The sequence below is a fragment of the Alistipes muris genome, from assembly GCF_943193205.1.
Lineage (GTDB): Bacteria > Bacteroidota > Bacteroidia > Bacteroidales > Rikenellaceae > Alistipes > Alistipes muris.
In genome coordinates this window covers 254,711-273,097 of sequence record NZ_CALPDD010000001.1, presented here as the reverse complement: position 1 = coordinate 273,097, position 18,387 = coordinate 254,711, and the positions used below count along the sequence as shown (strand labels likewise).

General features: G+C 57.5%; 17 protein-coding genes and 1 other RNA gene. 8 read left to right on the top strand and 10 right to left on the bottom strand.

Features of this window, described 5'->3' with window-relative positions; translation table 11 throughout:
• Positions 1–35: 35 nt before the first annotated feature.
• From NFR47_RS01250 to NFR47_RS01240, 3 genes are read right to left on the bottom strand one after another with little or no spacing between them, the layout of a single operon-like run.
• Positions 36–572, bottom strand: coding sequence for an RsmD family RNA methyltransferase (locus tag NFR47_RS01250; RefSeq protein WP_251213762.1), 537 nt, complete (start codon positions 570–572; stop codon positions 36–38).
• Positions 560–1,189: a hypothetical protein gene (locus NFR47_RS01245; protein WP_251213761.1), complete on the bottom strand. Its 630-nt coding sequence runs from the start codon at positions 1,187–1,189 to the stop codon at positions 560–562. Before NFR47_RS01245 ends, NFR47_RS01250 begins: the two co-directional genes overlap by 13 nt.
• Positions 1,167–1,802: a hypothetical protein gene (locus tag NFR47_RS01240; protein ID WP_251213760.1), complete on the bottom strand. Its 636-nt coding sequence runs from the start codon at positions 1,800–1,802 to the stop codon at positions 1,167–1,169. Before NFR47_RS01240 ends, NFR47_RS01245 begins: the two co-directional genes overlap by 23 nt.
• 51 nt (positions 1,803–1,853) lie before the next feature.
• Between NFR47_RS01240 and NFR47_RS01235 the strand changes: the two genes are divergently transcribed.
• The gene (locus NFR47_RS01235; protein WP_251213759.1) at positions 1,854–3,266 is read left to right on the top strand and encodes an ATP-dependent DNA helicase; all 1,413 of its coding nucleotides are present in this window, start codon (positions 1,854–1,856) and stop codon (positions 3,264–3,266) included.
• A gap of 99 nt (positions 3,267–3,365) precedes the next feature.
• On the opposite strand, the gene NFR47_RS01230 is transcribed toward NFR47_RS01235, so the two are convergent.
• Genes NFR47_RS01230 through NFR47_RS01220 form a run of 3 tightly spaced genes read right to left on the bottom strand, consistent with a single transcriptional unit; the run spans position 3,366 to position 5,716 of the window.
• Positions 3,366–4,316, bottom strand: a complete 951-nt coding sequence (locus NFR47_RS01230; protein ID WP_251213758.1) for a hypothetical protein — start codon at positions 4,314–4,316, stop codon at positions 3,366–3,368.
• A gap of 12 nt (positions 4,317–4,328) precedes the next feature.
• On the bottom strand, positions 4,329–4,937 hold the full coding sequence (locus tag NFR47_RS01225; RefSeq protein WP_251213757.1) for a leucine-rich repeat domain-containing protein: 609 nt from the start codon (positions 4,935–4,937) through the stop codon (positions 4,329–4,331).
• Positions 4,938–4,966: 29 nt separating this feature from the next.
• Positions 4,967–5,716: a hypothetical protein gene (locus tag NFR47_RS01220; protein ID WP_251213756.1), complete on the bottom strand. Its 750-nt coding sequence runs from the start codon at positions 5,714–5,716 to the stop codon at positions 4,967–4,969.
• 167 nt (positions 5,717–5,883) lie between these two features.
• On the opposite strand from NFR47_RS01220, the gene NFR47_RS01215 reads away from it, so the two are divergent.
• The 4 genes from NFR47_RS01215 to NFR47_RS01200 all read left to right on the top strand — a co-directional run bounded on the left by NFR47_RS01215 (position 5,884) and on the right by NFR47_RS01200 (position 11,013).
• Positions 5,884–6,249 (top strand): hypothetical protein, encoded by a 366-nt coding sequence (locus NFR47_RS01215; RefSeq protein ID WP_251213755.1) that lies wholly within the window; start codon positions 5,884–5,886, stop codon positions 6,247–6,249.
• Positions 6,250–6,363: 114 nt separating this feature from the next.
• Entirely contained in the window at positions 6,364–6,954 is a 591-nt protein-coding gene (locus NFR47_RS01210) for a uracil-DNA glycosylase family protein (RefSeq protein ID WP_251213754.1), read from the top strand.
• 160 nt (positions 6,955–7,114) lie between these two features.
• Positions 7,115–9,748: a DNA mismatch repair protein MutS gene (gene mutS, locus NFR47_RS01205; protein ID WP_251213802.1), complete on the top strand. Its 2,634-nt coding sequence runs from the start codon at positions 7,115–7,117 to the stop codon at positions 9,746–9,748.
• A gap of 59 nt (positions 9,749–9,807) precedes the next feature.
• Positions 9,808–11,013 (top strand): WG repeat-containing protein, encoded by a 1,206-nt coding sequence (locus tag NFR47_RS01200; RefSeq protein ID WP_251213753.1) that lies wholly within the window; start codon positions 9,808–9,810, stop codon positions 11,011–11,013.
• A 66-nt stretch (positions 11,014–11,079) separates the two neighbouring features.
• On the opposite strand, the gene udk is transcribed toward NFR47_RS01200, so the two are convergent.
• From udk to NFR47_RS01185, 3 genes are all read right to left on the bottom strand, one after another.
• Positions 11,080–11,697 carry a uridine kinase gene (udk, locus tag NFR47_RS01195; RefSeq protein ID WP_251213752.1) on the bottom strand — a complete coding sequence of 206 codons (618 nt, stop codon included), beginning with the start codon at positions 11,695–11,697 and terminating at the stop codon, positions 11,080–11,082.
• Positions 11,698–11,766: 69 nt separating this feature from the next.
• Positions 11,767–13,722 carry a DNA topoisomerase (ATP-hydrolyzing) subunit B gene (gyrB, locus tag NFR47_RS01190; protein WP_251213751.1) on the bottom strand — a complete coding sequence of 652 codons (1,956 nt, stop codon included), beginning with the start codon at positions 13,720–13,722 and terminating at the stop codon, positions 11,767–11,769.
• Between the two features lie 101 nt (positions 13,723–13,823).
• A complete protein-coding gene (locus tag NFR47_RS01185; RefSeq protein WP_251213750.1) occupies positions 13,824–14,558 on the bottom strand; it encodes a cell division ATP-binding protein FtsE in 735 nt (244 codons plus the stop codon).
• 162 nt (positions 14,559–14,720) lie between these two features.
• Between NFR47_RS01185 and ssrA the strand changes: the two genes are divergently transcribed.
• The 3 genes from ssrA (at position 14,721) to purT (ending at position 17,062) form a co-directional block, all read left to right on the top strand.
• Positions 14,721–15,124: a transfer-messenger RNA gene (gene ssrA / locus NFR47_RS01180) on the top strand.
• Between the two features lie 306 nt (positions 15,125–15,430).
• Positions 15,431–15,880: a peptidylprolyl isomerase gene (locus tag NFR47_RS01175; RefSeq protein WP_251213749.1), complete on the top strand. Its 450-nt coding sequence runs from the start codon at positions 15,431–15,433 to the stop codon at positions 15,878–15,880.
• A gap of 6 nt (positions 15,881–15,886) precedes the next feature.
• On the top strand, positions 15,887–17,062 hold the full coding sequence (gene purT / locus NFR47_RS01170) for a formate-dependent phosphoribosylglycinamide formyltransferase (RefSeq protein WP_251213748.1): 1,176 nt from the start codon (positions 15,887–15,889) through the stop codon (positions 17,060–17,062).
• Positions 17,063–17,138: 76 nt separating this feature from the next.
• On the opposite strand, the gene NFR47_RS01165 is transcribed toward purT, so the two are convergent.
• Positions 17,139–18,326: a pyridoxal phosphate-dependent aminotransferase gene (locus NFR47_RS01165; RefSeq protein WP_251213747.1), complete on the bottom strand. Its 1,188-nt coding sequence runs from the start codon at positions 18,324–18,326 to the stop codon at positions 17,139–17,141.
• Between the last annotated feature and the right edge of the window lie 61 nt (positions 18,327–18,387).

Below are 18,387 nucleotides of genomic sequence, written 5' to 3'. Positions count from 1 at the left end.
AAAGGTAATACAAATTTCGGTAACTCCAAACAAATTCAGCCTTTTTTGAAGAAAGAAAATTGCACGCTTCCGTAACTCCTTAACTGCCAGAACTCCCCGTGCGAAGAAAAATCCATTTTCCGGGAGTGCTCGAAGATGAACAAACCGTTTTCGCGGAGCAATCCGCCCCCGAGGACCGAATCGACGATTCGCTCGCTGCCCTCCAAATCGTAGGGCGCATCCGAAAAAATCACGTCGAACTGCTTCCCGCAGCTTTTCACATAGAGAAAGGCGTTGGCCTTGACCGGGTAGAAATTTTCGATGCCCAGCCGGGCGGCTGTCTGCCGGATGAAATTCCAGTGCACCGGATTGATTTCCACCGCCGTGACGCTCCGGGCGCCGCGCGAGGCGAACTCGTAGCTGATAGACCCCGTACCTGCGAACAGGTCGAGCACGTCGCACTGCTCGAAATCGACCAGATTGCCCAACACGTTGAACAGGTTTTCCTTGGCGAAATCCGTCGTGGGGCGCGCCCGCAGGTTGCGGGGCGGGTTGATGGCCCGGCCCTTGTATTTTCCGCTTACGATTCGCATACGACGTATCTGAAGCGTTTGCCTATCAACTTGCGCAGGGCCTTGGCGCCGGGTCCGGCTATCTGCAGCCGCATCTGCCCCAAAGGCAGCGCCCTGCCCAGCCGGTCGATGAAGTAGAGGATGTCGGCTTCGGCCGCGGCCGGGATGACTTCGGCCAGCCGCAGGGTCCGGCCGAATACCTTTATATATAGCACCCCCGGAGCGCGGCGCAGCCAGACGGTCTGCGCTGCCGCCGTGGGACCCTCCAAAAGCGGGGTAGTGAAGTCGGCGCGGTAACCCAATCGCCCGCGGATTCGCTGGAGTATCTTTTCGTCCAACGCCATGACGGCGACCACCTCCTTGTCCCGGCCGAGCGAGCGCGGCATACTGCGGACCGCCTGCTCGTCGTGCCGGCAGGCCATTCCGGCGGCGGCGAGCAGCTCGGCGGCCGTGGATGTCTGGAGCAGGTCGGCGGGCACGAGCAAAGTCTGCGGCGTGAGAATCTCCACCGTCACTATCGCCTCGCCCGTGAAGTCGCGGTCGAGCCCCGAGACCGAAAAAGAGTGTCCATCCAACGACCGCTGAATGGACACCTTGTTCGTGAGGCGCGGGGTCCTACTCCCAGTTGCCTGCTTCATTGTTGCCGGCTTCCATCGAACCGAACTTGACGCCCGGATAACGGTTGAAGTTGTGGACCTCGTCGTCGACCAGGTTGATGAACTCCTGGCGATAAGCGACCGTGTCGAGGAAAATCTTGTAAGGAGCGCGGCACTCCACGACGGGAATGACGACCTTCGATTCGGTGGTGATGATGCCCGCCTCCATGATATATTGGGCCTGGTTGTCCGTGCCGGGAATGTAGCGCAACTGCTCGATGTCGGACTTGCTCAGCACCTTGGGGGCGAAAATCGTGTCGATGACGGCAATCTTGAACTTCTCGATGTTCTTCTTGCCGGCCTTTTTCAGCGCAGCCATGCCCACCGAGTCGTCCTCGTCGACGATCTTGCGCTCCAGCTCCAGCGTATCGTTGAGAATGAACGCCGTGAGCGTGTCGAAGTCGCCCGTGAAACGCTGGTACTTGGACTTGTAGGCCCGCTGTGCGGTGCGGATGTCCTTGATGCGCTCGATGACCTGCGCCTTGCGGGCGGCCAGCTCGTTGTCGAAACGGATGGGTGTCGAAATCTGGTCGTAGATGACATAGACCAGCGCCACGATCACCACTGCAAGAATGATTTGGATGATTCTTTTCATTTTTTTAATCGAGTATTTGTTATTAATTTTGTCCGAAATAAAACAAGGCGAATGCTCAGCACACGTATCGCGTCCCAAATTTACGCTAAAATTTGTTTCCAAGCAACTCCCGGGCAAAAAAAAATCGTAGAACGCATATCGGAATACCTTGCCGACGAGGATTTTTCGCGGATTTTCGTGCTGAACGGCTATGCCGGAACGGGCAAAACCACGCTGATAGCCGCACTGGTTGCGGCGCTGAAGGAACTGGGCACGAAACCCGTGCTGCTGGCTCCTACGGGCCGGGCGGCCAAGGTGCTGGCGCGCTATTCCGGTGAGAAGGCCTTCACGATTCACAAACGCATTTACCGTCAGCAGACGGCGGCCGACTACGAATCGAAATATTCGCTCAATTTCAACCCCGAACGCGATGCGGTTTTCATTGTCGACGAGGCTTCGATGCTGCCCGACCGCGCACCCGACGGACCCCATTTCGGCAGCGGCTCGCTGCTGGAGGATTTGGTGCAGTACGTCCGCAGCGGCCGTGCCTGCCGGCTGATTCTGGTGGGCGACAACGCCCAGCTGCCGCCCGTGGGCAGTGACTTCAGCCCGGCGCTCGACCCGGTGTCGCTGGGAGCCTATGGCGATGTGGTCTACAATACGCTGGACGAAGTGGTCCGCCAGCAGGCCGAATCGGGCATCCTGTTCAATGCTACGCTGGTGCGCTGCATGCTCGAAAACAACATCCTCGACATACCGCGGTTCCGGATGGATTTTCCCGACATCGAAGCGGTCGAGGGCGGCGATTTCCTCGAAAAATTGCAGGACAGCTATGCGCAGTACGGCCGCGACGAAACCATTGTCATCACTCGCTCGAACAAGCGCGCCAACCGCTACAACGAGGGTATCCGGCGCAACGTGCTCTACGCCGAGGAGGAGGTGGAGAGCGGCGACATGCTGATGGTGGTGAAGAACAACTACTATTTTGCGCAGGGCGACGACTGCCCGATGAGCTTCATAGCTAACGGCGACGTGGCCCGGCTCAAGCGCATCCGACGCTTCGAGGAGTTCTACGGGTTCCGTTTCGCCGACGCCGTGCTGGAGTTCCCCGACTACGACGACACGGCCGTCGAGTGCAAGGTGCTGCTCGATACGCTCGCTTCCGAATCGCCGTCGCTCACGCGCGAAGAGTCGCAGCGGCTTTTCTACGAGGTGGAAAAGGACTACGAGGAGATAAAAAGCAAGCTCAAACGCTTCAAGGAAATCCGTGAAAATCCGCACTTTAATGCCGTTCAGGTGAAGTTTTCCTACGCCATTACCTGCCACAAGGCGCAGGGCGGCCAATGGAAGGCTGTCTTCATCGACCGCTGCCTCTTCGGCGACGAGCCCATGACGCGCGACATGCTCCGCTGGCTCTATACGGCCCTCACGCGCGCTACGGAAAAACTCTATTTGGTCAATTTCGACGAACAGTTTTTTGAATAACCGGCCGGCTCTCGCATTGTTCCGCAAGCAGCCAATGCCCATAAAAAAGAGGTCGCCGAATCTTCGGCAACCTCTTTCGGCAAACCATGCGAGGCGATTTTACAGCGCCGCAATCTCGAATCCGAGCTTCTGTTTCTCGACGTTCGCGATAAATTCGTCGATCGATTCTTTCGCCCATTGGTTGCAGGTGGCGATTTTCACACCGTCGCCCAGCGCAATCAGCATCTTCCGGTCGGCATAGTAGCGGTCGGCTCTCTTTTTCGCGACCTGTGCTTCGGCAAAGACACCCAAAGTCCGAATCAATCTCGGCGTCGGGAATATCTTTTCCAGTCGGTCGATGCTTGCCTCCGGATGTTGTTTTACATAGCGTTTGACAATCTCGTGCACCAGCTTGGCTTTGCCGTAGCGTCCTTCGCCGTCGATTTGGTATTTCGTCGTGTCCTTGACGCTCGTTTTAACGATCGGCGTAGAAAGGACGACGATCTCGCAGGTGTGCGGATTGCGGAAGCGTTCGAGCGTGACGGCCGATATTTGGTCGGTATATCCCTGAATAGTCTGCTGCCGGGGATGTTCTTTCAGCAGATTATTGTTTTTCAAATCCGTTATCGGCATCTCTTTCCGCAGTTCATCGTCGATATACCCGCCGACAAGTACGCCCACGAACTTCACGTTCTCCGGGTCGAGGTCTACCTCCACAGCGTCGCTCTGGTTGATGGCCTCTACTATTTTCTCGCGTTCGGACAGGTAGTCGCACAGCTGGAACAGGGTATCTTTGTCGAGCGCGTGTTTCTTCAGCTCCAAAATTCCGAAAAGATTTTCGCCGTACCGCACGACCATATCGATTCGGCCGCGCGTTTTCCGGTTCGTGCATTTGCCGATGCTCATCTCGCACTCGATGATTTGCGGCTCGCCGTATTTGCGGTCGTCGAGTTTGAGGATGGACGGATTGTCCATCAGGTAAGCTTCCATGCCCAGCTCGCTCGGAAAAGGATACGAATCCAGCGTTATGTTGTTGGAACTCGCCTGCTTGTACATGTTCGGGTTGCTCATAATATGAATGTTTTAAAATTGGGTTTCTTTGATTGTTTTAAAATCTTTCCATCCGGCAGCCGCTGCATAAGCTGCCTTGCAGCCTGTCGGAACATATAAGGTTACACCAACGTGTTTAAAAGTATTGTTTTCGATACTCGGCGGGACGATTGCCTTGCAATAGATGCTTGTCAGGTTGCGGCAATTGAAGAATGCGCTGTCCCCGATTGACGTCACACCGTTGCCAATCGTTACGTTTGTCAGGCCGCTGCAACCCTCGAATGCGCCGCTCTCAATCGACGTCACGCTGTCGGGAATCGTTATGCTTGTCAGGCTGCTGCAATCGAAGAATGTGTAGTCTCCAATCGACGTCACACCGTCGGGAATCGTTATGCTTGTCAGGCGGCGGCAATCGAAGAATGCCTTCTTCCCGATTGTCGTCACGCTGTCGGGAATCGTTACGCTTGTCAGGCCGGTGCAATTATAGAATGCGTAGCTCCCGATAGTTTTCAGTATTAGCGGCAGCTTGACGGATGTCAACGATGTCATGGCTCTGAATGCTTCAGCTGGCAACTCCTCCAAATTCACATGCTCCATATCGAGGATTGCGAGATTCCCAGGATGATATTTCAGCGTCTCCATATCGTAATCGTTCAGATTGCCGATAATGGTCAGTTCTGTGATTCGATGACCGGACAGCAGTCTGACAGTGTGCCCGGAGTTCCGACCACGACTGTTTTGCCATCGAATGCGCTAAGTGTAACGGCGATTTTAGCCGTAACGGTCTGCGAACCGTCCGATACGGTGATGAGCACGCAATTGTCGGTCGACAGCGTTTTGGCCGTAATCGTAATCGTTCCCTCCGTCGCCGAGGTCGGTGTCGTTTCTACCATATAAGCGCCGTCGAGAGTTTGCATCTCGGCCGTCACGACGGTTTTGTCGCTGCCGCCCGTGATGATATAATTAATCGTCTTTGGCTCATTTAAATTGAGCTGCAATGAATTGCCCTCGGCAAATGTAATAGCAAGCTCTTCAGTAATAGGATTGGTCGATACAGTAATTTCGGCCGTAATCGACCGGTCGCCATCCGATACGGTTACGAGCACGCAATTGTCGGTCGGCGTTTTGACCATAATCGTAATCGTTCCCTCCGTTGCCGAGGTCGGTGTCGTTTCCACTGCATAGGCGTCGTCGGGGTTCTTCATCTCAGCTTTCACCACGGTGTTGTCGCTGCCTCCCGTAATGGTGTAGTGGACGATTTTGGCTTCATTTACGTCGAATTCCAGCGAATTGCCCTCGGCGAATGCGATGGCGAGCGGCTGAGGCTCGGGCCAATCGGGTGTTTCGACGCCATCGTGCTTGCTGCACGACGGGAACGCTGCTGCGACGAATAACGCGGTTAAAAGAAATAGTTTTTTCATAGCAATATAAATTTGAGTTCTTGTGTTCAAATTCTATTGCCGTACAACTCCTATGCGGCGGGATATGCGCAAAAAGAAAGTGTGGAGCCGATTTCGTCTATCTAACGGAAGGTTGTAGCAGGACCTAAGTAACAATAAACGATGCAATACCCCACACTTGAATAGATATGGAACATAAGGCGCAGAAGCGCCCACCGCATAATCTAAACAAGAAAAAGAGTGCTGTTCGTTGTCCTGCTACTTTGAAAACTGCTACATTTTCCGTTAAGGACAGTGCGAAAACACTTTCAAATATGTCGCTGCGGGCAAAAGCCGTCAGCACCGCAAAAATAGAAAATATTTTCCCAACGAACAAGCACTCTGCGGGATATTGCAGGCAAAAATCCGGATTATTTTTCGGGGTTATCCGCTGCGGACGCAGTGGGCTTTGTTTCGTGTCGATTATCCGATCCTTGGGGTCGGGCGAGCCGCAGCCCCCGGATGCGGAGGCTCGCACTTCGTGTCTCGCCACCGCTGGCTACGGCCCGTTTTGAACCATTCAATTTTGACCTTATTTTCGTATCTTTGACTCCGTCTTAGATACTTCCGCCTCGGCAATGCTCAAATAAATTTGGCATTGCGCTCGGCTTATTCGTATCTTTGTCCGAATGAAACCGAACGATAATCCTGGCGAACGCCATCCGCTCGAACCTTTCCTGCCCGAAAACGCCCGTCTGCTGATGCTGGGCAGTTTCCCGCCGCAGCGCCACCGCTGGTCGATGGAGTTCTTTTATCCCAATCTGCAAAATGACATGTGGCGCATCGTCGGCTACTTGGCCACGGGCGACAAGACCCATTTTCTGATGCCCGATGCGAAGCGTTTCGACAAGGAGCGGATCGAGGCTTTCTGCCGAGAGCGGGGGATTGCGCTCTACGACACCGCAGCCGAGGTCATCCGGCTGAAAGACAACGCATCGGACAATTTTCTTCAAGTAGTGCGCGATGTCGATCTGGCGGCGCTGCTGGCCCGGATTCCGGCCTGCCGGTCGATCGTCACTACCGGGCAGAAAGCGACCGATACGCTGCGTTCCATTACGGGTTGCGACGAACCGCCGGTCGGCGGTTTCGTGGAGTTCGATTTCGCCGGGCGCCGCATGCGCTTGTGGCGGATGCCTTCTTCTTCGCGCGCCTATCCCCGGCCCGTCGAATGGAAAGCCGAATTCTACCGTAAGGTATTCACCGACTGCGGGATAATCTGACCTACCTAAAGCGGTGCGGACCGCAAAAGGCCGAAAAATATTTCACCCGGTTTTGCGGAGTTGCCAAATTCCGTTATCTTTGCTTGATTGAATTTATATACAATATCCTATTGTGGCTTCCGAAAAGAAAACAGACAAGAAGTACGTGGAAACCCCGCTCATGAAGCAATACTATGCAATCAAGGCGGTGCATCCCGATGCCGTGCTGCTGTTCCGGGTCGGCGACTTCTACGAAACCTTCGGCGAAGACGCCATCAAGGCCAGCGGCATTCTGGGCATCACGCTTACGCGGCGGGCCAACGGGTCGGCTTCGTTCGTCGAACTGGCCGGTTTTCCCTATCATGCCATCGACACCTACCTGCCCAAGCTGGTTCGCGCCGGAGAACGGGTAGCCATCTGCGAACAGCTGGAAGACCCCAAGACGGTCAAGGGGCTGGTCAAGCGCGGGGTCATCGAACTCGTCACGCCCGGTGTGGTCATGGGCGACAACATCCTCTCCAACAAGGAGAACACCTACCTTGCGTCGGTTTTCTTCGGACCCAAGCTCACGGGCGTCGCCTTTCTCGATATTTCGACGGGCGAATTCTATGTTGCCGAGGGTTCGGACACCTATGTAGACAAGCTGATTTCCAATCTCGCGCCCAAGGAGGTCATTTTCCAGCGCGGTTACGAGGACCGGTTCGCCGGGGCTTTCGGCTCGCGGCTCTATACCTACAAGCTCGACGAATGGGTCTTTTCGGAGGAAGTGAACCGCGAAAAGCTCTGCAAGCAGTTCGGCACCAAGTCGCTCAAAGGCTTCGGCATCGACCAGTTCACCGGGGGCGTGTCGGCTGCCGGAGCCATTCTCCACTACCTCGAGTTCACCGAACACCGCGACATCGCACACATCAAGTCCATTGCGCGGCTCGACCAGGAAGATTTCGTGTGGATAGACAAGTTCACCATCCGCAATCTGGAACTTTTCGCTTCCAACGGCGCCCGCGAAAAGGGCAGTTTCGCCGAAGCCATCGACCGGACCCTCACGCCGATGGGCGGGCGGATGCTGAAGCGGTGGATTGCCATGCCCATCAAGAATCCCATGGCCATCAACGAGCGGCTCGACATCGTGGAATACTTCACGCAGCAGGCCGATTTCAGCGAGACGGTGCGGGCGCAGGTGACCCTTATCGGGGACCTGGAGCGTATCGCGTCGCGCATAGCCGCCGCCAAGGTGACGCCCCGCGAACTGGTACAGCTCAAAAATTCGCTGACGGCCATCGAGGAACTGAAACGCCTGCTGGAGCAGGCCGACCAGCCCCGGATGCGGGGATTGTCCCGGCAGCTCGACACCCTGGCCGAGGTGCGCGACCGCATCGCCCGCGAAATCTACCCCGACCCGCAGAACAACCAGATTCAGAAAGGCGGCGTCATTGCCGACGGGGTCGACCCCGAACTCGACGACCTGCGCCGCATAGCGCTTCACGGCAAGGACTACCTGGCCAAAATCCAGCAGCGCGAGAGCGAGGCGACCGGAATCCCGTCGCTCCGGCTGAGCTACAACAACGTTTTCGGCTATTATATCGAGGTGCGCAACACCCACAAGGACAAGGTGCCCGACACGTGGATACGCAAGCAGACCCTTGCCAACGCCGAACGCTACATCACCGAAGAACTCAAGGAATACGAGGAGAAGATTCTTGGCGCCGAGGAGAAGATGCTCGTGCTCGAACAGCGCATCTACAACGAACTTATCGGCTATATCCGCACGACGCTCAAGACGTTGCAGACCAGCGCCATGACCGTTGCCCGCATCGACTGCCTGCAATCGTTCGCGCGGATTGCTTGCGAGCGCCGCTATGTGCGGCCCGTGCTCGACGAGGGCAAGCGCATCGAAATCAAGCAGGGGCGCCATCCGGTCATCGAAACCACCATGCCCGTGGGCGAGGAGTATATTCCCAACGACATCATGCTCGACGACAAGCAGCAGCAGATCGTCATGATTACGGGTCCCAACATGTCGGGTAAATCGGCCTTGCTGCGGCAGACGGCCCTTATCATTCTGATGGCGCAAATCGGCTCGTTCGTCCCGGCCAAGTCGGCCCATATCGGTGTGGTCGACAAGATTTTCACCCGTGTGGGCGCTTCGGACAACATTTCGCAGGGCGAATCGACCTTCATGGTCGAAATGCTCGAATCGGCCAGCATTCTCAACAACATTTCCGACCGCAGTATCGTGCTGCTGGACGAAATCGGCCGGGGTACAAGCACCTACGACGGCATCTCCATTGCCTGGGCGATGGTCGAATACCTCCACAATCATCCCACGGCCCACGCCAAAACGCTTTTCGCCACGCACTACCACGAGCTCAACGAAATGGAACAGATGTGCCCGCGCGTGAAGAACTACCACGTGGCGGTCAAGGAGATGGGCAATCAGATTGTTTTCCTGCGCAAGCTCGAACGGGGCGGGACCGAGCATTCGTTCGGTATCCATGTGGCCCGGATGGCGGGCATGCCGACCTCGGTCGTGTCGCGGGCCGACGAGATACTGCGCAACCTCGAACTGGTCTACGGCAACAACCAGATTGTGCCGAACCGCAGTCTCAAGGAGCGCGGCAGCCGCAAGCCCTCGGCCCAGTCGGTGCGCGAAGCGGCCGAAAACAGCCCGCAGAACATGCAGCTGTCGATGTTCCAGCTCGACGACCCGGTGCTGGTGCAGATACGCGACCAGATCAAGGGGCTCGACCTCGACGCCCTCACTCCCATCGAGGCGCTCAACAAGCTCAATGAAATCAAGAAGATAGCAGGAATCTGAACGTTTCCTGCTGGCTGTGCCAAGGCGAGAAAACCTGCATGAAAAAGAACGATTGTCTTATGAAAGCCCTACGTTATCTCCTCTTGGCGGCGGGTGCGCTCGTCCTGACCTGCGCCGTTTCGGCCCAGTCTCCGCAGACGCTCCGCAAACTGAAGAACAAATACCGTTATGTCGGCCGGCCTCACGACGGTCTGATGGTGGTTTCGCCCAACGATGCGCCGGGACCCCGAATCGGAGGATTCGTCGTCGGCATGCGATTCGGTTATGCGGACACGCTCGGCAAGGATGTCATTCCCGTGCAGTTCGACTATGCGTCGGATTTTTCGCAGGGACTGGCACTGGTCGGCATCGGCAAGCGCGATGTCCGCAAATTCGGTTTTATCGACCTTTCGGGCCAGGCGGCGATTCCGATTGAATACGACAATGCGGAACTGACGAAAGAGGGTTTGCTGAAAGTGATGCGCAAGGAGGGCATCGCCGAGCAGTGGGGGTATCTTTCGCGGGACGGCGAAGTGGCCGTGCCGCTCGAATACGGCCAGCTGATGAAGCCTGCCGAGGGCTTTATCGCCGCGGCCAAAGGCACGTGGACCGAGGGAAAAACGGCAATGTCGAGTCCGAAATTCAAGGGCAAGTACGGTTTTCTGGACTACGAAGGCAACGTCTTGATTCCGTTCGACTTCGTTGATGCCCATTCGTTTCAGAACGGGGTCGCTGCCGTGGCTGTCGAAGGCAAATATTACCCGAAATGGGGGGTTATCGACACCTGCGGAAAGACCGTGGTGCCGTTCCGGTATTATGAAGTCCGGAATTTCCGTGAGGGGCTGGCGCTGGTCGGCCGGGTTATCGACGGCGAAGTGCGCTACGGGTTCATCAGCCCTGACGGCGAGGAGGTCATAGCGGCGCAATATGCTTCGGCCCGGGAGTTCCGCGACGGCTATGCGCTGGTCAGCGAATTCTCCAAGAGCGATTTCGCCCCGTTCTATCTGATCGACAGGGCAGGCAACCGCCGGTTGCCCTATGCGCTTTACGATGTGAATGACAGCGGGCGCTACGGACACATGACAGCCGCTGTTCCCGATTCGACGGGCCTGCTGCGCTACGGGCTTATCGACAAACGCGGCCGACAGATTATCCCGTTCCAATACGACCGGATTACGATTTTTTCGGAGTGGGATGCTCAGACGCAGAGCTGGAAAGAAGCCGGTATCGCCGAAGTGAACGGTATGGAGAGGTCGTTCAACATTTTCAGAAACAGCAAAAAGTAGTCTCCCGACACGATACGAACAAGGCCGGACTTTGCGCGTCCGGCCTTGTTTATGTTTTGATTCCGGCTATTTGTTGATGAGCGAACTGATGTTCTGAATCAGCATGGCCACGGCGACCGAATTGAATCCGCCCTCGGGGATGATGACGTCGGCGTACTTCTTCGACGGCTCGACGAACTCTTCGTGCATGGGCTTGACCGTGTTGGTATACTGCGAAATGACCGACTGCATCGTGCGGCCGCGGTCGCAGACGTCGCGCAGGATGCGGCGCGCCAGGCGGATGTCGGCGTCGGTATCGACGAACACCTTGATGTCCATCAGGTCGCGCAGCTCCTTGTTCTCGAAGATAAGAATACCGTCGACGATGATGACCTTGGAGGGCTTCACGCTTACGGTTTCGGGCAGACGGTCGTGGTCGACGAACGAATAGAGCGGGTGCTGGATGGGCACGTTCTCTTTCAGCGCCTTGATGTGCTCCACGAGCATCTGCGTGTCGAACGCCTGCGGATGGTCGTAGTTGAGCTTCGTCCGCTCCTCGTAGGTGAGTTCGGGGTGGGCCTTGTAATAGTAGTCGTGGCACAGGGTCACCACGTCGTCGCCTTGGAAAGCCTCTTGCAGACGCTTGACCAGCGTCGACTTGCCCGAACCGGTTCCTCCGGCCACTCCGATTACCGTAACTTGCATAGACAGAGATATTAGGGTGTAGTTATACAAAAACGAAGGACCACCTTGCAAAGGCGATCCTTTCGTTCTCTAAGCGTCGATATTGGCGTAGTGGGCGTTCTTCTCGATGAATTCGCGGCGGGGCGGCACGTCGTCGCCCATGAGCATCGAGAAGATGCGGTCGGCTTCGGCCGCGTTTTCGATGTTGACCTGCCGCAGAATACGCGTATCGGGGTTCATCGTCGTCTCCCACAGCTGGTGCGCGTTCATCTCGCCGAGACCTTTGTAGCGCTGTACGTGGGCACCCTTGCCGAATTCTTCGGTAATCGCATCGCGCTCCTTCTCGGTCCAGCAGTAGCGTTCCTGCTTGCCTTTCTTGACCAGATAGAGGGGCGGGGTAGCGATGTAGACATGGCCGTTCTCGATGAGCTCCTTCATCTTGCGGAAGAAGAACGTCAGCATCAGCGTCGCGATATGGGAACCGTCGACGTCGGCATCGGTCATGATGATGATTTTGTCGTAGCGCAGCTTTTCGAGGTTCAGCGCCTTGCTGTCGTCCTCGGTGCCGATGGTCACGCCCAGCGCGGTGAACATGTTCTTGATTTCCTCGTTCTCCCACATGCGGTGCTCCTGCGCTTTCTCGATGTTCAGAATCTTACCGCGCAGCGGCATGATAGCCTGGAAGTTGCGGTCACGGCCCGATTTGGCCGTACCGCCTGCCGAGTCGCCCTCGACGAAGAAGATTTCGGCAATCGAACGGTCGCGGCTCGAACAGTCGGCCAGCTTGCCCGGCAGACCTGCGCCCGACAAGACGGTTTTACGCTGCACCAGCTCGCGGGCATGGCGCGCAGCATGGCGGGCCGTAGCGGCCAGAATCACTTTCTGCACAATGGCCTTGGCATCCTTGGGGTTCTCCTCTAAGTAATGGCCCAGCGCCGACGTCATGGCCTGGTCGACAGCCGCCGAGACCTCGTCGTTGCCCAACTTGGTCTTGGTCTGTCCCTCGAACTGTGGCTCGGCGACCTTGACCGACACCACGGCCGTCAGACCCTCGCGGAAGTCGTCGCCGTTGATGTCGAACTTCAGCTTGGCGAGCATCCCCGAATCCTCGGCGTATTTCTTGAGCGTGCGGGTCAGCGCACGGCGGAATCCGGTCAGATGCGTACCGCCCTCGATGGTGTTGATGTTGTTCACATAGGAGTGTACGTTCTCCGAATAGGAATCGTTGTACTGCATGGCCACCTCGACCGGAACCCCGTTCTTCTCGGTGTCGAGGTAAATGATCGAATCAATGATAGGTTCGCCGCGCGTGGCGTCGAGGTACTTCACGAATTCTTTGAGCCCCTCCTCCGAATAGAAGTGGTCTTCGCGGGTCTTGCCCTCCTCGTCCTTGCGCAGGTCGCGGAGGTTGAGCTTGATGCCCTTATTGAGGAACGCCAGCTCGCGCAGACGGTTGGCCAGAATGTCGTACTTGTATTCGGTCGTGTGGGTGAAGATTTCGCCGTCGGGCTTGAACGTGACGGTCGTACCGCGGTCGGAGCAGGTGCCCACGACCTCGACCTGCGAAGTCGGCACGCCCTTGCTGTAGGACTGGCGGTAAATCTTGCCCTCGCGGTGGATTTCAGCAATAAGCAACGTCGAAAGCGCGTTGACGCACGAAACGCCCACGCCGTGCAGACCGCCCGACACCTTGTAACTGCCCTTGTCGAACTTACCGCCCGCGTGCAGCACCGTGAGCACCACTTCGAGGGCCGATTTGCCCTCCTTTTCGTGGAAGTCGGTCGGGATACCGCGGCCGTTGTCCCTGACCGTGATGGAATTATCTTCGTTGATGGTAACGTCGATGTCGGTACAATAGCCGGCCAGCGCCTCGTCGATGGAGTTGTCCACCACCTCGTAGACCAAGTGGTGGAGACCCTTTTCGCCGATGTCGCCGATATACATGGCAGGGCGCTTGCGGACCGCCTCCAGTCCTTCGAGGACCTGGATGTTCGACGCGGAATAGGCTTCTTCCTGTTTCTTTGCGTTTTGTTGTTCCGTACTCATTTTTCGCCTTTGAAATATCGTACAAATATACTGCTAATTTTCGGAATAAACAAGCGCCCGGACCTGGTTTAGGATGCGCCTTTTTGTTGCGGTGCCCACGGTCAGCCGAGTTCGGCTTCGAGGTCGATTTCGTGGATTTGTCCCGACGCAAAGAGGATGGCGCGGGCAGGGTAATTCTCGATAAGCGACGTGTTGTGCGTCGACATGACCACGGCGCAGCCGCTCTTGGCGATTTCGCGGAACAGCTGCATGATGCCGTCGGCCGTCACCGGGTCGAGGTTGCCCGTCGGTTCGTCGGCCAGCAGCACCTTGGGCCGGTTCAGCAGCGCCCGGGCGATGACAAGCCGCTGCTGCTCGCCGCCCGAAAGCTCGTAGGGCATCTTATAGCTCTTGTTCTCCAGCTCGACCAGCCGCAGGACCTGCTCGATGCGTTCGGCGATTTCCGCCTTCCGCTTCCAGCCTGTCGCCTTCATTACATAATAAAGGTTCATGAACACGTTGCGGTCGGTCAGCAGCTGGTAGTCCTGGAATACGATGCCGATGCGGCGGCGCAGGTAGGGGATGTCGCGCCGCCGGAGCCTGCGCAGATTGAATCCGGCGATATGCCCCTCGCCCGTCAGCAGCGGCACTTCGGCGTAGAGGGTCTTCAGCAGGGTGCTTTTGCCGCTTCCGACCCGGCCGATGAGGTAGACGAATTCGCCTGCGGCGACCTCCAGATCGACCCCCGAGAGCACCATTTCGCTTTCGCGCAGCAAGCGTCCGGCAGACTTGTATCCGCGGGCGTCGGCGTGGCAGATGGCTGCGTTGCGAAATTTTACGACCGGTTTCTGATTCATTCTGGATGCTCCGGATTTGGACGGGTAAAGGTAATAAAAAAATCGGATTCGCCGCCTGCGCTTGAGGAAAAACGCCTTTCGGAGGGTAAAAAAGTCGGAAAATCCGAAATAATGTATTATTTTTGCCCTGTTTTCAGTTGCAGCTTTGCAGTTGCCCGATTCGGGGGTGCCCGGTTTTGACAGCAGGCAGAGTTTGATTGTAAGCACGCCGAGCGCTGTGCGGCGGCTCGTAAATACCGACGCTCGAACTACAAATGGCAATAACAGCTATGCACTCGCTGCCTAATTTTCAAGGAAAATCGGCTTAATCGCCGCGGCCAAGGCGCCGCAGCGACGAGTATCCCGGAGGAGGGTTCCGCTCCCTAATCCTCTTCCATACGGGGTATCATCAATTCGGAGATAGTGCGCCGGAGCGTTCCGGCCGGTGTGCGAAACTCAAGGAACTGGGACCCGGGTTAGGCCGTCGCCTGCCAGACCCGGGTAGAAGGACGAAACGGCGACTAAGCGTGTAGAAAGCTTTCGGGTTCCCTGTTTGGACGCGGGTTCGACTCCCGCCACCTCCACGACTGCGAGGAACGCTCCGGTTTTCCGGAATGTTTCTCGGACGCGGATTTTTGAATTTTCGCCCCGTTTTCTTGTTGACCGATATGCGGCTTCTTCGGAGCCGCGCGAGCCGCAGCCTCTGCCGGCGGAGGCTCGCAAGTTCGCCCCGCAGGCTACGGTCGCGACAAATGACTTCAAAATTCCGGAAACCGATACCTTCTGTCATGAACCGTCTCCTGCTGCTTTTCTTGCTTCTGCCGTTGCTGTGTGCCGCCTGCATTTCGGGCTCCGGCAGGAAACACCCCGCCCATTCAAATCAACTACCCGATATGTCCGACAAAAAGCAGTATGCCGTCATCGCCACCGAGAAAGGGACGATGAAAGCCGAATTGTACACCCATGAAACACCCGGCACCGTGGCCAACTTCGTCGAGCTGGCCTCGCACGATTTCTACGACGGGCTCACGTTCCACCGCGTTATTCCCGATTTCGTCATCCAGGGCGGCTGCCCGCGCGGCGACGGTACGGGCGGTCCCGGCTATACCATCAAGTGCGAGACTTCGGCCCCGCGTCAGTACCACGACCGCGGAGTGCTGTCGATGGCCCATGCAGGCAAGGACACGGGCGGTTCGCAGTTCTTCATCTGCCACAACCGCGAGAATACGCAGCACCTCGACGGCCGCCACACTTGTTTCGGCAAGGTCGTAGAGGGGCTCGACGTCATCGACGACATCCGCCCGGGCGACAAGATTCTCTCCATCCGCATCGTAGAAGAGTAGGAGGCCATGACTCGGAAAATCATGTTGCTCGGTTCGGGAGAATTGGGCAAAGAGTTCGTCATTGCCGCCCAGCGGCTCGGTCGGACCGTCGTTGCGTGCGATAAGTATCCCGGCGCTCCGGCCATGCAGGTGGCCGACGCCTGCGAGGTGTTCGACATGCTCGACGGCGATGCGCTCGAAGCAGCCGTCGCCAAACACCGGCCCGACATCATCGTGCCCGAAATCGAGGCCATCCGCACCGAACGTCTCTACGACATCGAGCGGCAGGGCGTGCAGGTGGTGCCCAGCGCCCGGGCCGTCAATTTCACCATGAACCGCAAGGCCATCCGCGACCTTGCGGCCAAAGAGCTGGGGCTCAAGACCGCCCGCTATTTCTACGCCAAGTCCTACGATGAGCTGTGCAGCGCCGCGGCCCGAATCGGATTCCCGTGCGTGGTCAAGCCGCTTATGTCCTCGTCGGGCAAAGGGCAGTCGGTGGTCAAGGGGCCCGAGGAACTGGAGCACGCGTGGAACTACGGGTGCGAGGGTTCGCGCGGCGACATCCGCGAACTGATCGTCGAGGAATTCATCGCGTTCGACAGCGAAATCACGCTGCTGACCGTCACGCAGAAGAACGGCCCTACGCTTTTCTGCCCGCCTATCGGCCACGTGCAGAAAGGCGGCGACTATCGCGAGAGTTTCCAGTCGCCGCAGATTGCTCCCGAGCATCTCGCCGAGGCGCAGCGCATGGCTGCCGCCGTCACCGAAGCGCTGACGGGCGCCGGCATCTGGGGTGTGGAATTCTTCCTCAGCCACGAAAACGGCGTCTATTTCTCCGAGCTGTCGCCCCGGCCGCACGATACGGGCATGGTGACGCTGGCCGGAACGCAGAATCTCAACGAATTCGAGCTGCACCTGCGCGCAGTGCTCGGTCTTCCGATTCCTGCGATTACGTTCGAGCGCATGGGTGCCAGCGCCGTCATTCTTTCGGAAAAGGCCATCGCCGGAACGCCCCGTTACGAGGGTGTCGGCGACGCGCTGGCTGCCGGCCCGCAGACCGACATCCGTATTTTCGGCAAGCCCTCGGCCCGCGTCGGTCGCCGAATGGGCGTGGTCGTGAGCTACGCGCCGCTGGGCAGCGACCTCGACGCCTTGCGCGAACGGACCAAAGCGGCCGCCGCCAAGGTCCAAGTACTGGAGTAGCCCATATCTCTGCATAAGCAAGGCGCCGAACTCGTGGGGTTCGGCGCCTTTTGCTTGTTCCGGTCGGAATCCGGATTTATTTGTGCAGTTTCGCTACCACGTTGTCCGTAGCCTTTTTCAGCAGCTCTTCCGGACAGCAGAGCGTGATGCGGATATAGCGCCTGCCCTCCGAGCCGAAGATTCCGCCCGGAGTGAGGAACACATCGCACTTTTCCATCACTTCGTCGGAGAACGAGAAGCTGTCGCCCTCGTAGTCCTCCGGCAGTTCGGCCCAGACGAACAGACCCGCCTGATGCTCGCGGTAGCGGCATCCCAGCGCATCGAGCAGGGCATACGCCTGCTTCTCACGGCCGTAATAGATGGCGTTCAGCTCCTTGAACCATTCGTCGCCCAGCGCCAGCGCCGTGTCGGCCGCCGCCTGAATCGGGTAGAACATGCCCGAATCCATGTTCGACTTGAACGTGAGAATCGAATCTATCCACTCCTTTTTGCCCACCACGACGCCCACGCGCCAGCCGGCCATCGAATGGCCTTTCGAGAGCGAGTTCATCTCCAGCGCCACGTCGCGCGCGCCCTCGGCCTCCATGATGGAAATCGGAGCCTCGGCGTTGCGGATGAAGCTGTAGGGGTTGTCGTGGACAATCAGAATGTTGTGACGGGCACCGAAATCCACGATTTTCTGCATCAGCTCCATCGAGGGCGTCTGTCCCGTCGGCATGTTGGGGTAGTTGACCAGCATCATCTTCACACCCTCCAGCCCGGCGCGTTCGATGGCGTCGAAATCGGGGTAGAAGTTCGTCGCCTTGTTGAGCGAGTAGGTCACCATCTCGCCGCCCGACAGCCGCACGGCCGACGAATAGGTGGGGTAGCCCGGATTCGGCACCAGCACCTTGTCGCCCTTGTTCAGAAAGGTCATGCAGATGTGCATGATGCCCTCTTTCGAGCCGATGAGCGGCAACACCTCCGAATTGTAGTCCAGTTCGGTGCGGTACCATCTTTTGTACCAGTCGGCGAAAGCCTTGCGCAGAATCGGCTCGCCCTTGTAGGACATGTACTTGTGGACGTCGGGGCGCTGCGCCTCTTTCGACAGCCGTTCGATGACCGAGGGGTGGGGCGGCAGGTCGGGGCTGCCCATCGCGAGCTTGATGATCTGACGGCCCGTGGCCGCTTCGATTTCGGCGATTTCGCGCAGACGGCGCGAGAAATAGTACTCTCCGGTGCCGTCCAGCCGGTGCGAACGGGCGATGTTGACTGCTTTGGCCATAATCAAATTGGTTTGTCTTTTACAAAGATAGCGCAAGCCGAACGCAATATCAAGTTTTCTT

Coding starts and splice junctions, on each gene's coding strand:
- NFR47_RS01250 (WP_251213762.1), bottom strand. CDS start 572: ATGCGAATCGTAAGCGGAAAATACAAGGGCCGGGCCATCAACCCGCCC.
- NFR47_RS01245 (WP_251213761.1), bottom strand. CDS start 1,189: ATGAAGCAGGCAACTGGGAGTAGGACCCCGCGCCTCACGAACAAGGTG.
- NFR47_RS01240 (WP_251213760.1), bottom strand. CDS start 1,802: ATGAAAAGAATCATCCAAATCATTCTTGCAGTGGTGATCGTGGCGCTG.
- NFR47_RS01235 (WP_251213759.1), top strand. CDS start 1,854: ATGCTCAGCACACGTATCGCGTCCCAAATTTACGCTAAAATTTGTTTC.
- NFR47_RS01230 (WP_251213758.1), bottom strand. CDS start 4,316: ATGAGCAACCCGAACATGTACAAGCAGGCGAGTTCCAACAACATAACG.
- NFR47_RS01225 (WP_251213757.1), bottom strand. CDS start 4,937: ATGGAGACGCTGAAATATCATCCTGGGAATCTCGCAATCCTCGATATG.
- NFR47_RS01220 (WP_251213756.1), bottom strand. CDS start 5,716: ATGAAAAAACTATTTCTTTTAACCGCGTTATTCGTCGCAGCAGCGTTC.
- NFR47_RS01215 (WP_251213755.1), top strand. CDS start 5,884: ATGGAACATAAGGCGCAGAAGCGCCCACCGCATAATCTAAACAAGAAA.
- NFR47_RS01210 (WP_251213754.1), top strand. CDS start 6,364: ATGAAACCGAACGATAATCCTGGCGAACGCCATCCGCTCGAACCTTTC.
- mutS (WP_251213802.1), top strand. CDS start 7,115: ATGAAGCAATACTATGCAATCAAGGCGGTGCATCCCGATGCCGTGCTG.
- NFR47_RS01200 (WP_251213753.1), top strand. CDS start 9,808: ATGAAAGCCCTACGTTATCTCCTCTTGGCGGCGGGTGCGCTCGTCCTG.
- udk (WP_251213752.1), bottom strand. CDS start 11,697: ATGCAAGTTACGGTAATCGGAGTGGCCGGAGGAACCGGTTCGGGCAAG.
- gyrB (WP_251213751.1), bottom strand. CDS start 13,722: ATGAGTACGGAACAACAAAACGCAAAGAAACAGGAAGAAGCCTATTCC.
- NFR47_RS01185 (WP_251213750.1), bottom strand. CDS start 14,558: ATGAATCAGAAACCGGTCGTAAAATTTCGCAACGCAGCCATCTGCCAC.
- NFR47_RS01175 (WP_251213749.1), top strand. CDS start 15,431: ATGTCCGACAAAAAGCAGTATGCCGTCATCGCCACCGAGAAAGGGACG.
- purT (WP_251213748.1), top strand. CDS start 15,887: ATGACTCGGAAAATCATGTTGCTCGGTTCGGGAGAATTGGGCAAAGAG.
- NFR47_RS01165 (WP_251213747.1), bottom strand. CDS start 18,326: ATGGCCAAAGCAGTCAACATCGCCCGTTCGCACCGGCTGGACGGCACC.